The 13,768-nt window shown below is 40.2% G+C and carries 11 protein-coding genes and 1 tRNA gene; 4 read left to right on the top strand and 8 right to left on the bottom strand.

The window, feature by feature from the left end:
• Positions 1-993 (bottom strand): homogentisate phytyltransferase, encoded by a 993-nt coding sequence (locus V7K27_RS10825; RefSeq protein WP_334946955.1) that lies wholly within the window; start codon positions 991-993, stop codon positions 1-3.
• A 597-nt stretch (positions 994-1,590) separates the two neighbouring features.
• On the opposite strand from V7K27_RS10825, the gene V7K27_RS10820 reads away from it, so the two are divergent.
• A complete protein-coding gene (locus V7K27_RS10820; RefSeq protein ID WP_334946953.1) occupies positions 1,591-2,211 on the top strand; it encodes a hypothetical protein in 621 nt (206 codons plus the stop codon).
• A gap of 188 nt (positions 2,212-2,399) precedes the next feature.
• Here V7K27_RS10820 and cobA read toward each other — a convergent pair whose 3' ends face one another.
• The 4 genes from cobA to V7K27_RS10800 form a co-directional block, all read right to left on the bottom strand.
• Positions 2,400-3,179 carry a uroporphyrinogen-III C-methyltransferase gene (gene cobA, locus V7K27_RS10815; RefSeq protein ID WP_334946951.1) on the bottom strand — a complete coding sequence of 260 codons (780 nt, stop codon included), beginning with the start codon at positions 3,177-3,179 and terminating at the stop codon, positions 2,400-2,402.
• Complete coding sequence (locus V7K27_RS10810; protein ID WP_334946949.1) at positions 3,176-3,943, bottom strand: sirohydrochlorin chelatase; 768 nt, start codon at positions 3,941-3,943, stop codon at positions 3,176-3,178. The genes cobA and V7K27_RS10810 overlap by 4 nt, the downstream gene beginning before the upstream one ends.
• Before the next feature lie 515 nt (positions 3,944-4,458).
• Positions 4,459-5,136 (bottom strand): pentapeptide repeat-containing protein, encoded by a 678-nt coding sequence (locus tag V7K27_RS10805; RefSeq protein WP_334946947.1) that lies wholly within the window; start codon positions 5,134-5,136, stop codon positions 4,459-4,461.
• A 146-nt stretch (positions 5,137-5,282) separates the two neighbouring features.
• The gene (locus V7K27_RS10800; RefSeq protein WP_334947087.1) at positions 5,283-5,666 is read right to left on the bottom strand and encodes a DUF4359 domain-containing protein; all 384 of its coding nucleotides are present in this window, start codon (positions 5,664-5,666) and stop codon (positions 5,283-5,285) included.
• A gap of 124 nt (positions 5,667-5,790) precedes the next feature.
• On the opposite strand from V7K27_RS10800, the gene V7K27_RS10795 reads away from it, so the two are divergent.
• Together V7K27_RS10795 and V7K27_RS10790 are read left to right on the top strand one after the other, a co-directional pair.
• Positions 5,791-5,863: transfer RNA gene (locus V7K27_RS10795), tRNA-His, on the top strand.
• Positions 5,864-7,105: 1,242 nt separating this feature from the next.
• Positions 7,106-9,526, top strand: coding sequence for a sucrose synthase (locus V7K27_RS10790; protein ID WP_334947085.1), 2,421 nt, complete (start codon positions 7,106-7,108; stop codon positions 9,524-9,526).
• Between the two features lie 136 nt (positions 9,527-9,662).
• Here the strand turns inward: V7K27_RS10790 and V7K27_RS10785 are convergent, their stop codons facing one another.
• A complete protein-coding gene (locus V7K27_RS10785) occupies positions 9,663-10,217 on the bottom strand; it encodes a peptidoglycan-binding domain-containing protein (RefSeq protein WP_334946945.1) in 555 nt (184 codons plus the stop codon).
• 82 nt (positions 10,218-10,299) lie between these two features.
• Positions 10,300-11,016, bottom strand: coding sequence for an ROK family protein (locus tag V7K27_RS10780; RefSeq protein ID WP_334946943.1), 717 nt, complete (start codon positions 11,014-11,016; stop codon positions 10,300-10,302).
• A gap of 317 nt (positions 11,017-11,333) precedes the next feature.
• Between V7K27_RS10780 and V7K27_RS10775 the strand changes: the two genes are divergently transcribed.
• Positions 11,334-11,837, top strand: a complete 504-nt coding sequence (locus tag V7K27_RS10775) for a 2TM domain-containing protein (protein ID WP_334946941.1) — start codon at positions 11,334-11,336, stop codon at positions 11,835-11,837.
• Between the two features lie 561 nt (positions 11,838-12,398).
• Here the strand turns inward: V7K27_RS10775 and V7K27_RS10770 are convergent.
• On the bottom strand, positions 12,399-13,457 hold the full coding sequence (locus V7K27_RS10770; protein WP_334946939.1) for a 3-deoxy-7-phosphoheptulonate synthase: 1,059 nt from the start codon (positions 13,455-13,457) through the stop codon (positions 12,399-12,401).
• Positions 13,458-13,768 lie beyond the last annotated feature (311 nt).

Raw genomic sequence — 13,768 nt, 5'->3', positions numbered from 1 at the left:
CTAAGCCAAAAAGCAGGCGATAGGAAAAATTAGATATTCCATAAAAAAGAGTTTCCAGATAAATTGGTAGAATTGAGCGATCGCACTTTTATCTTGTAAGTCTACTGTGAAACTCCGCAACCACATCCAAACTAGCAGCCCCAAATGAGTAACTACCAGAAATATGGGGTTAACTGAGGCAATACGTAGCACACCAACTAGAATTATTCCCAGATAGCAGACAGTTATCACCCAAAGAGCCAGATTAAACACAGCTTGGGAACCGAGTCTGATCGTGAAAGTAGAGATATTATAGAGGCGATCGCCTTCTATATCTGGTATATCTTTAAAGATGGCGATCGCAAAGGTAAACACCAAGATAAATAACGTCAGCACCCACACCACGGGCGGAATTCCTTGGCTTTGTTGCAATGCCCAACTGTAATGCAGATACAATCCTAAGTTAACAATCGTACCGCGCACCGAAAAAATACACAGCGCCGCCCAAACGGGAAACTGTTTTAAGCGAATTGGCGGTAAAGAATAAGCAGTACCAATGGCCAAACTAATTGCTACCATACCCAATAAGAATGGCCCAGTTAGCCACGCCACAACTAGCGCCAAAATCCCAGTCAAAGCAACAATTAATTGCCCCATCTGTCGGGAAAACTCACCTGATGCTAACGGTAAATGAGGCTTATTAATCTTGTCAATTTCCACATCTTCTAATTGATTCAGCCCCACAATGTAGACATTTCCACACAAACAAGCAATCCATGCGCCTAAGACAGGGAGTAGGGAGTGGGTAGAGACGCGATTAATCGCGTCTGTACTAGGGAATAGTAAATCAGTACGATTACTAATGGCAATGGCAATTAAATATAAACCCAAAACACTCAGACTTGTACCAATAATCGTGTGAGGGCGAGAGAATTTCCAGAAAGCGTATAACCAATGGAAATATGATTGAACGGGTTTAGGTGGCAAAGGGGTGTTTTGAGAACTCTGGCTCATGAGTAGTTTCGATTCAGTATTCCGGTTTATTGTTAACCATTGTCACAGAATTTGAACATAACAAGAGCCAAAGGTCTAGACGCAGTGTATTTTCGTAGGGTAGGTAGGATTAGCCCCAATACGGTTCGGATAAGGTTTTTTAATGACACGCCGCTAATCGCAAAGACGCGATAAATCGCCGTCTTTACAATAATCAGTCCTCTGTAGAGACTGCGATTTATCGCGTCTCTTGCCTTAACCGAACCGTATTGGGATTAGCCCTCTCAAGGTGACATGACATGATCTCGTTCCCATGTTCTGCATGGAAATGCCCATCTAGGGGCTGCTGCCTATAAGCTGAAAAACATCTCAGAAAGCATAACCAAATTAAAGACAAACTCTTGTGGGGTGGGCATCTTGCCCGCCCTAATGGGAGCAAGTTAAATGTGGAAAAGCTTAGTCCAATTCAGCAGCAGCCCACGAACGAGAGGTTAATAGTTTTTGGGTCTTAATCCCGATAAAATCTTACAACCAACCATAAAAATATTTCTTCCCGATTCCCGATAACGGTACAATCTATCAGAAAAGCCAAGAAATAGTTAAATCAAGAGTCCCTTCATGATGGCTGATTTGACATCTACAGCGACATTTGACTTTGTTACCGTGCTATCCCATGCTGCGGCTGCGTATCGAGGACAGAGAGGCACACGCCCTAGTGCTGAAATATTAGTAAATGCGTTGCTACAAGCTGAAAAATCTGCCAAACAGCAACGGTTAACTTATCCGTTTGAGTCTCTTTTAGGTAAATGGCAACTTTCCTTTGTGACTGGCACTAAGAAAGTTAGAGAGCGCGGGGGAATTCTATTAGGCAAGGGTTTCTATGTAGCCAAGTTTATAACAGTCCATGTTTCCTTTAATGCCATTTTAGAAGACGATTCAGGCAGAGGCGAAATTGTTAATCAGGTTGAATTTGGCCCAGTTTTGTTGAAGCTCACCGGGCTAGTGCAATATTCAACTAAGAAAAATTTATTGGGCTTTGACTTTAACCATATCCTGATCAGTCTGTTTGGTCGTGTTATTTACAACAGACCAATCCGTTTTGGGAAAGTTAAAATAGAAGATTTCTACAACCAGCCCATAGCTAAACTACCCTTCTTTGGCTTCTTTTTAGTGACGGAAGATTTCATTGCGGCTCGCGGTCGTGGAGGAGGATTGGCATTTTGGATTCGAGAAACTTAAAACAAGTCGCAAGTCGCAAGTCGCAAGTAAGTTTTGTGACGGGGATTTAGCTTAGGCTTCAATTCGCGCTGCTTGATAGAAGCTATGAAACTTAAACCCCTAAACTTGTTAAAGACACTGAAGAGTAAAACTCCGCCATCTAAGCTGCTTTCTCTACACTTGTGATTTTTATTTTTTTGTGCCAACTATCAAACTGGACGACAACCAGACAAAATGCTGTGCATATTTACGACTTGTCCAATGACTGCGATCGCCGGCGCACCAAATCCAGTTTGCTCTACCTGCTTTACAATTGTCTCTAAAGTCCCAATCAATTCTTCTTGTTCTGGTCGCGTACCCCAGCGCACCAAAGCAATGGGCGTTTCTAAATTCAACCCAGCTACACTTAATTGTTCCACAATATAAGGCAGATTGTGAATTCCCATATAAATTACAATGGTTTCGGAACCGTGAGCGATCGCACTCCAATTTACTATCGGTCTATACTTACCCGCCGCTTCATGACCAGTAACAAATGTTACAGAAGAACTATATAGCCGATGAGTCAAAGGGATACCTGCATAGGCGGCGGCGGCAATCCCCGATGTGATACCTGGCACAACTTCCGTTGATATTCCAGCTTTGACTAATTCTGCCATCTCTTCGCCACCGCGACCAAAAATAAACGGATCGCCACCCTTTAGTCGCACCACAATTGCATGATCCTGCGCTTTATCAATCAGCAATTGAGTTGTTTCTTCTTGCAACAACGAATGTCTCCCCGCACGTTTACCAGCATTAATTTGCTCTGCTTGGGGATTAATCATTGCCAGAATTGCTGGACTGACTAAGGCATCATAGATAACTACATCTGCACATTCCAATAAACCTTTCGCCTTCAGGGTTATTAGTCCTGGATCTCCTGGCCCCGCACCTACTAAATAAACCTTTCCCAAATACTTATTCTCCTGTTTTTCTGTGCGGTTCATTTATCTGTTAAATCCCAAATTAGCTCGGCTAATTCTGCACTTGCTCCCAAGGGCTGCGCCAATTGGAAATTCACCGCAGAAAATTGTAATTTTAGCTCCTCTATTGAGGCAGCGATCGCATCGGTGATTCCACCAGCGAATAAAAAGTATGGCAAAATGGCAATTTCTTTATAACCAGCAGCTACCAACTCTTTCACCCGTGATTCTAAACTAGGAGGTACAGCCCAATAAGCAGCCACAGTTCCCAAATTCGCCGCCATTGCTGACACAGTTTCTTCAGAAGCTGGGCGACGGCTACCATGAGCTAATAGAATCCATGCTTCTGCTTTTATAGCAGCTATTTGCTTTAACAGCAATTTCTCTAAATGGGGGTGAGAGCCTAAATATGGTTGCAACTCAATGATCGTATCTTGACCAACAGCCTGTTGTGCTAGTGCTACTTCGGCGGGAATATCTGTCATGACATGCACTCCCGGCAGCAGAAATAGCGGTACAATTTTGAGGCGATTTTCATTTTGAGACATTGTGCGTAGGCGTAGCCCGTCGCAGGTATCGCCAAAAGCACTCTTGGCAAATTGTTGAATCTGCTCGTGTAAAGGCTGAGGACTCATTTCTAAAGCAGCTATCCCAACCAGATGTTCGCTATTTGATGAATTGTAGTTTTTTGGCAATTTGTGACATACCAGCTTTGCTAGTTGCTGCATAGCAATTTCTGGGCGGCGATCGCGACTTCCGTGAGATACTAGCAGGTAGGCAGATGACATTGGTAAAACTTGAACTCTCAGTTACTAATTCTCATATTTTACGACTCGTGATGCGTAAAGCCCCTGTCATTCATGCCTACGGTGTATACACAAGTCTGAAATAGCTGATTCACCAAGGTTTTACCCCACCCTAAGCCTCCCCGATAGATTGGGGAGGGAACTAAATTTCCTGTTTCCCCCTAATCTATCGGGGGGATTAAGGGGGGTAATTTGACTTGTGTATACACCGTAGGTCATTCGTGCAGGGGAGCATCCCATAATGTAATATGTAGCTCGCGTAATAGATAGCAGCGAGCAAGATGCATGACTACAAATACAGCAGAATTCAGAATTCAGGGGTCAGAATTCAGAAGTAAAATAGCTTTTACACACGGGTTTGAGACTTTGCTTGTGTACCTCACCAACTTGAAATGCGCTGTAAATCTGCCAAATCGGGATGCACCCGGATAAAGAGAAGGCTGATGTACTAGAGTTGTTGTCTTTTACAACGACAAATCAAAACTTACTTTCAACTTTTATGCGTTATCCGTTGTTTCTTCATCAACAGCTTTAACTATTACATTTGCATACCTTTGAAGAATATAAGCCGCTTGGAATACATCTAAAACTGCACCTTGAAGCTGATTTATATTAATTTGTAAACCCTCTATATTAGAACCTCGAAAATCTGTATTTTTAAATTTAGCATCAGCAAGGATAACATTATTCATTTGGCAATTGATAAATTTTACATTTATCAGAGAAGATTCTATAAATGTAGAATCTTCAAGGATACAATTGTCAAAAATAGCACGATCAAATTTGCTTGAATTAAATTGTGATAATTGTCCTTGACAGCCTTTAAAAATAACATTTTTGAATCTGGACTTTATTGCTTGAAATCCCAGCAATCTACAGTTAATAAATTCAACTCTATTAAGTGAAGCTTCTTCCCATTCAGTATTGGCAAAATCACTTTTAGCAATTATAACATCTTGTAGAGTAAGTTTTTTAAAGTAAGTATTTATAGATTTAACATTATCAAAGTATGCATACTGAAAATCTACTCCTTTCGTTCCCTCAATCTGGCAATTTGATAAATGTACATTTTGATAGCTTTCTAATTCATATAATTGGTTATCTGGTATACCCTTATTCATTGTTTCATATAAAGGTAAATTAGGAGGATCAATAGCTCTATGCTTGCTAGACATATTTTTTAGTTGAAATCATCTCATCTAAAAAATACTTTATACGTTATGAATGCTCTAATAGTCAAGTGAAAAATACATTTCCTTATTTTTACTAAAATCAATACAAGTTTAGCAGAAATGCAACTCCTTCTAAAAAGCAGCTCACCTTATTGTTGTTCAGCAGTGTAAGTATAAAATTGATCAAAGGCTGCCACTGTTTCAAATTTGTATGAAGGTATCCAAGAATTTATTTTTAAATCTGTACGGTAAATGCTAAAAATAATGTAATTTTGTCTTTCTGTAGTCCTCGTAACAATTTCTTGGATTTGCGGGTTAGCCGAGTCAACCAACTTATCACAATTAAAACGGATTAAATTTTCTATAATATTCGTAGTTTTTTTACATACATCGGTTTTTAAGTATTTAGTCAGCCGTTGCACTGCATATTCTTCATATTCAACCTGACTAGGATTGGTCTTCGCCATTGCCACACCCAAAACGGCGAGTCCTGCTGCTGCTCCAGTATATGCAATGATGGTTAAGGGTTTCATGTTTGCCAAGTAAAATTCCTTGTAATCGTTAGATTCCAGAGACTCTAAATCAACTGAGTCCGTTCCTTAAACAAAAACACTTGATCGCTTGCCAAATTATTGCTATAATCGAAATTGTTGAATGGCGAGCGTAGCCAAGTGGTTAAGGCAGTGGTTTGTGGTACCACCATTCGTGGGTTCAATTCCCATCGTTCGCCCTACATAATTTCATACTGATCCATATATTCCTATAAAAGATGGGTTGTGGTTCTGAATATTCATAACCATTACTTTAGCAAGGATCTGCCATCTGCGAGTTCATGGACTTGAAAGGATCGCAAACCCACGATGATTAATTAGCTTATCTTATCAAGAAGTTGATGTATATAAGCAAATCTACTTTCTAAATGAAATAGGACTTACGCAACGCCAATAGTGTAAAAACTTTTACAAGTAAGTGTCCAAAAATAAATCAAACTATGTTACGCAATATAAATTTAATTACAGCAATTTTCAGGTAGATAGACCACGAGGTAGGGGCACAGCAGTGCTATGCCCCTACGATAGATGTGGTTCAAATACATGAAAACTGATGTAAATTAGCTCGTAGTAAGGGGCTTTAGCCCTATTTTCAGGGTTAAAGCCTCTTACTACAAACCTTTAATTACTTATCACACATTCAATTGTTAGAAAATGCCTAGAAGAATGAAAAAAGTCAGTCCACAGAAGGCAAGTAAACATATAATCAGGATGTTGCCTATACTGTGGTCATAAGCTGTTAACTTATGTGTATTGGTAGCCATATAAATTGACCTAGTTTAAACAACTTTTGCTGAAATTATAACTAGGGCAAATAAGAATTACTCTATACTAGAATAAAAATTGATTTTAATTCATTGAACTTCAAATGAATAGTTTAGCTGAAAGCTTAACTATTAACTTTTGTTTCACCCCTTGGAAAAAGCTATAGGACTAGTATTTGATTTTTGAAATGCGCGTAGTGGACCCTCATGGCTTTAATAGTGCATTAGACGTAGACGTAGGTTGGGTGGAGCGGAGCGCAACCCAACTGATTATCAGGATGTTGGGTTACGCAAAGCTCCACCCAACCTACAATTTTTTTGCAACATTTTAGCCTAGACAGTCTACTACAAGACTACCGAAATTTTTTCAGAAATCAAATATGATTCCTAGATGATAGCAAGTTACTTCCTAACGTCTATCAAAAGAAATAAAAATTGTATTCCTTTAGTTAGATCCAAAAATACTGAGTCATAGATACTTTAAAGAAAGTAGAACATGATTTAAGTGCCATCTGAAAAGTTGATACTTGTAGTACACAGATAAATATGATTTATCTGTGTTATTTCGTGTTTATATGTGGTCTAAGAAAAGGTGGAGGCTTATTTGTCTCGCCTTGAAAGTCAACAATGCAAACATCGTCATCTAGTGGAGTTGCTATGTCTGAATTGCTTCAAGCAGTCTTAGATAGTGAAGAAAGAAGTGATTTGCGTTCCTTTATTAGTGAATTACGCCAACAAGAAAAGAAGTATTTGCTGCGGAACGACATACTTAATGTATATAGTGAGTATTGCTCCAAGTCCCAGAAACCAGAGGCTTTTTACACTTCCTCTGAGTTAGGTAAACTTATTTACTATACTCAGGAAATTATTCAGGAAGACTCAAACTTTTGTTTCATCATCCGTTCTAAGATTGCTAGCCAAGAAGTTTATTGGTTGACATCAGACTTGAGTATTGAGCCGATGACGGTGCAGGATCTGTTGGATTTGCGCGATCGCTTGGTGAACAAATTTCATCCTAACGAGGGCGGCCTGCTAGAATTGGACTTCGGCCCGTTCTATGACTACACCCCAGTCATCCGCGACCCGAAAAATATTGGTAAGGGGGTACAGTTTCTCAACCGCTATCTATCCAGCCAACTATTTCAAGACTCCAAACAATTGCTGGACAGCTTATTTAATTTCTTGCGCCTGCACCACTACAACGGTGTTCAACTGCTGATCAACGATCGCATTCAATCACAGCAGCAACTTTCCGAGCAAGTTAAGAAAGCTATAGATTTTGTTAATAATCGCCCTGACGATCAACCCTACGAACAATTGCGGCTCCAATTGCAAACAATGGGTTTTGAACCAGGTTGGGGTAACACCGTAGGGCGAGTGCGGGAAACCTTAAATATTCTCGATGAATTGATTGATTCTCCCGATCCCCAGACACTAGAAGCCTTTATTTCTCGTGTTCCGATGATTTTTAAAATCGTCTTAGTGTCAGCTCACGGTTGGTTTGGGCAAGAGGGCGTTTTGGGGCGTCCCGATACCGGCGGTCAAGTAGTTTATGTCCTCGATCAAGCAAAGAGCCTAGAGAAGCAGCTACAAGAAGATGTCCTGCTAGCTGGTTTAGAGGGATTGAATGTCCAGCCAAAGGTAATTATTCTCACCCGCTTGATTCCCAACAGTGATGGCACCCTTTGTAATCAACGGCTAGAAAAAGTCCACGGTACCGAAAATGCCTGGATTTTGCGAGTACCTTTGCGGGAATTTAATCCCAACATGACTCAAAACTGGATTTCTCGGTTTGAGTTTTGGCCTTATCTAGAAACTTTCGCCATTGACTCAGAAAGAGAACTACGAGCAGAATTTCACGGCACACCTGACTTAATAGTTGGTAACTATTCTGATGGGAACTTAGTGGCGTTTTTGCTGGCACGACGGTTGAAAGTTACCCAATGTAATGTTGCCCATGCTTTAGAAAAATCTAAATACTTGTTCAGTAACCTCTACTGGCAAGATTTGGAAGATAAATATCATTTTTCCTTGCAATTCACTGCTGATTTAATTGCGATGAATGCTGCTAATTTTATTATTAGCAGCACCTACCAAGAAATTGTCGGGACACCGGATAGTGTGGGACAGTACGAGTCTTACAAATGTTTCACCATGCCGGAGTTGTACCATGTAACGAATGGGATTGAATTATTTAGTCCCAAATTTAATGTCGTACCGCCGGGAGTAAACGAAAATTACTATTTCCCTTACTCGCAGACTCAAGACCGAGTGGAGAGCGATCGCCAACGCCTTGCAGAAACACTCTTTACTCTGGAAGACCCCGCGCAAATCTTTGGCAAACTCGACGATCCTAACAAGCGTCCTCTCTTCTCAATGGCGCGTCTCGACCACATTAAAAACCTTACAGGTTTAGCTGAATGCTTTGGTCAAAGTCAAGAATTACAAGAGCATTGCAACTTAATTTTGGTGGCGGGTAAGTTACGTGTCGAAGAATCAGGCGACAACGAAGAACGTGACGAAATTATCAAACTTTACCAAATAATTGACCAGTACAATCTCCACGGAAAGATTCGTTGGTTGGGTGTGCGCCTGTCTAAAACTGATTCTGGCGAAATTTACCGAGTAATTGCCGATCATCAGGGAATTTTTGTACAACCAGCTTTATTTGAAGCTTTTGGTTTGACAATTTTAGAGGCGATGGTTTCAGGATTACCGACTTTTGCCACACAGTTTGGTGGACCACTGGAGATTATTCAAGACAAGGTTAATGGCTTTTACATTAACCCAACAAATTTAGACGAAACAGCCACCAAAATAGTGGACTTTATCACTAAATGCGAACAGAACCCTAACTCTTGGAATGAAATCTCACAGCGAGGAATTGAGCGAGTTTACACTTCCTACACTTGGAAAATTCACACAACCAAGCTGTTATCATTAGCACGGATTTATGGCTTCTGGAACTTTACCTCGAAGGAAAACCGGGAAGATTTGTTGCGTTATATTGAGGCTTTGTTCTATTTAATTTACAAGCCAAGAGCGCAACAGCTATTAGAGCAGCACAAGTATCGTTAGTTTGTCATTTGTCATTTGTCATTTGTCATTTGTCATTTGTCATTTGTTATTAGCTAAGGACAAATGACAAAGCGCAAAGTCTGAGCGGAGGTTTCCTCCGATCAGAACTTTGTAAGAGAGGACTAAGGACAAATGACTAAATTGTCAACGCCTGCCAGGTTCGTTGACCAACTATTCCATCCACTCTTAAATTCCGCTGATTTTGAAAGGCTTTGACAGCAGTCTCTGTCAGTGCGCCAAAAACCCCATCCACTTTAACGGCATAACCGTTGGACACTAACAGCCGTTGTAAGGCACTGACAGCAACACCAGAGCTACCGAAATAAAGAGTCGGCAGAGGTTGGCTACTAAACTTCTTGAACCGCCCTGTAGCCTTTGCACGGAGTTTACCTCCAGACTGAGAGTACTCCTTAGACTCACCTAAGTTAGACAAAACTAGTCGCGGGTTCTTTTTGCTGATTTTCTGAAGTATATCTTCTTTCTCTACTGCGACATCTGTGAGAGAAGCCTGGGAAATCCCATCTGTCTGCATGAATTCAGGTGGTGTGACTTTAGCAGTTATCTCTAACTGACTCTGTTTTGACTGCTTTACGTTATTTTCCATCTGAAATAATTGCTGCTGTGGCAAATTGGCCTCAGATGCTTGTCTTATTGTTAACACGCCCGTCATCATCAGGCCAATTTCAGTCATTGTGGTTCATTTTACTTCAACCAATATTTCTTTTAACCAACAACATTGCTGCTGCCTGGGATAGTGCATACTGAAAAAATTTTTACCTTTTCTCATCTCGCCACAAAGCAATACCGCCTAATAAACCAGTGATATTGGGGATGAGTTTGACATTTAACGGTAGCTGTAAATTCACTCTCACAGCTTCACCACCGCCAATGTAAAGGTAATCATAATTGAATAGATGTTCCAAGGATGCGATCGCTTTTTCTAAACGCCTATTCCATCTTTTCTCACCAATTTTTTCTAACTCTGCACGCCCCAACTGCTGCTCGAAAGTCTGTCCTTTGCGAAACGGATGATGTCCCATTTCCATATTCGGCACTAGCTTACCATCCACAAATAAAGCTGAACCAAACCCTGTACCCAGAGTAATCACCAATTCTACACCTTTAAGAGCGATCGCACCAAACCCCTGCATATCTGCATCATTAATCACCCGTACAGGCTTGTTTAAGTGTTTTAATAATGCTGTTTCCAAATCAAATCCGATCCAATCTGGATGTAAGTTTACTGCTGTTTCCGTGATTCCAGACCGCACCACACCGGGAAAACCGACCGAAACGCGATGAAATTCACCTTGAGCAGCTGCTAACACAACAATTGCATTAATTACAACATCTGGTGTAGCAGGTTGGGGTGTATCTAAACGCGCCCTTTCGGTTACAGGATTCCCCGTAATGTCCAAAACCATAGCCTTAACGCCACTACCGCCAATATCAACCGATAGGGTACGAATCGATCCATTTTCTTCAACCATTGAATTACATCCTTAGATTAGAAGATTAGAGTTCCCGTTTGACAACTAAGATTATGAATGAGTCCATAGTATTAATTTATAAATTATTTTTTAGTTATTTTAAGTTTACGGGTAACTAAGACCTACAATCCTTGCCTATCAAGGATTCTGGTGATTTGAGTATCTTTAAATAGAGATTTTCAGTCTAGAAATCTCTACCTCCTGCGCTGTCTAAATTTGCTAGTGTAGATTTAGTGCGAATTGTGTTGATGGTGGCGTAGCTGTGTTATGGCTATCGGGCGAGGAATTATTAAAAATAACACTAAGAGATATTAGTTATGACGGAATTTGAACCTAAGAGCATCCGCTATTATAGCCAAGAAGATGTACAACAAATTCTACACTTAGCGATCGCACGTCAAGCTGATGACAAAGATACAGAATTTTCTTATCAGCAGATATTAGAAATTGCTACTGAGTTAGAAATTTCACCTGAGTCTTTAAAATTAGCAGAAGGTGATTGGTTAGTACAACAAGGTCAAGTGCAACAGCGAAAAGCTTTTGACGCCTACCGCATCAGAAGATTTCAGAAGCGACTAGGCAATTATGCAATTTTCAATGGCTTTTTGATACTGGTCGATTTAATCGCTGGTGGCGGAATTTCTTGGTCGCTGTACATTTTGCTATTCTGCGGATTACCTATAGGGCTTGATGTCTGGAATACCTTTCAAACCAAAGGCGAAGAGTATGAAATGGCATTCCAGAAGTGGAGCCGTAACCATCAGATTAAGAAAACCATCAGCACAGTTTTGAATAAGTGGTTTAAGGCATTACAGGCTTAGTAGATTTCCTGGCGTAAGCAAAGCTCGTCGTAGACATCGCTAATTCAAAGAAAAACCCCGCAGGAGAAACGGGGTAATACTTGTGAGAACTAAGACCACTGAAAAATAATCTGAATAAACACAGCAATTATAAGGATTAACATTCATGTTACCTGATTGGCTGAAGCATTCTTTCTATCTTTCTACGGATATCACGGTCTATCAATAGTCTGAAAAATGATTTTATCTAAGAGGATGTTTTAAAAGTCCTCTTCTCGGTAACAAAACGTTTTAGATCCCCCTAAATCCCCCTTTTTAAGCGGGACTTTAATTCCGGTTCCCCCCTTTTTAAGGGGGGCTAGGGGGGATCAATAAGTGCCTAAAATCACAGCAAACTACTTTTAAAACATCCTCTAAGGGACTGACAACAAATAAATTATCCAATCTTGTGGGGTGGGCCGAAAAGCCCGCCTTGGGCTACCGGCTCTCGTGTCGCCCACCCCACAATCATATTGAAAAAAATATTAGTGCAAATTAAAGGCGCAACAGCTTATGATATCTGTGCGCCTCCACTTATTGTCTTTATTTAAGTTTTTCGTGAGCAGCCAAAATAATTTTTTCGGTTTCTTCCCAGCCAATACATTTATCAGTTACAGAAACACCATATTTTAATTCTTCTTGTTTACCAGTAATTGGTTGACTACCTTCATACAAATGCGATTCCAGCATCATGCCAACTATTGATGTATTACCATCCACTATTTGCTGAACAATATTTTCTAAGACACTACCTTGTATTTTGTAGTCTTTATTGGTATTGCCGTGGCTACAGTCAATCACAATTCTCGGTGGTAAATTTGCCTGTTTTAATTTCTCTTCTACCAGTTTGACATTTGCTGGATCAAAGTTGGGCTGAGTCCCACCTCTTAAAATTACATGACCGTAGGCATTACCTTTAGTTTGAAAGACGCTAACCTGTCCGTTTTGATTAATTCCCAGAAAATTATGCGGGTTTCCAGCTGATTGTAGGGCATTCAAAGCTACTTGAATATTGCCATCAGTACCATTTTTAAAACCTACAGGCATCGAAAGTCCACTTGCCATTTCGCGGTGAGTTTGTGATTCGGTTGTGCGCGCTCCAATCGCAGACCATGTAATCAGTTCACTAATGTATTGAGGTATGATTGGATCTAGTGCTTCTGTACCAGCAGGTAATCCCAACTCTGTAATTTTTAATAATAGATCCCGTGCAATTAATAACCCATTCTCTACATGGAAAGAATCATCCATATCTGGATCGTTAATTAACCCTTTCCAACCGACGGTTGTTCTTGGTTTTTCAAAGTATACTCGCATAATTAGTAGCAGGTTATCCTGGACTCGCTCGGCCAATATTTTCAACCTCTCAGAATATTCGAGTGCTGCTTTTGGGTCGTGGATTGAGCATGGGCCAACTACTATAAATTTTCGGCGATCTTGAAAATCCAGGATATCTTCTATTTCCTGCCTATATGCTAAAACTCTTTGTTCGGCTAATTGTGTTAAAGGTAATTTTGATTTGACTTCATTGGGAGTTAACAAAACGCGATCGTTCTCAATGTTAGCGTTGTCGATATTACTATTAAATAATTTGTTGTGCATGGGGATGCTCTGGCAATTTTATATCCGCACTTCAACTCAAAAGTGTAACACAAACCCATGAAATTTTAAAATAGCTTATTTTTTACTTGACAAATTTCTAATTAGACTGTAAAGGGGTAAAAGATTAACTGAAAAAGGGGGAATATTTCCCCCTTTTTCTTTACTATTAGACTACTGACTCATACCGTTTCACTTTAATAATGATACAAATACGTTGGTAGGGGCACAGCATTGCTCATTGGTGTCAACTTAAGCAAAAAGTCAGCATAAGATGTAATCTAAGAACATTGCAATTGATGTTCTTAGTGATA

Origin of the sequence: Nostoc sp., assembly GCF_036919575.1 — a bacterium.
In the GTDB taxonomy this organism is placed as follows: Bacteria; Cyanobacteriota; Cyanobacteriia; order Cyanobacteriales; family Nostocaceae; genus Nostoc.
Note: the sequence above shows the minus strand (reverse complement) of the source record. Positions and strands in the feature narration are given on the sequence as shown.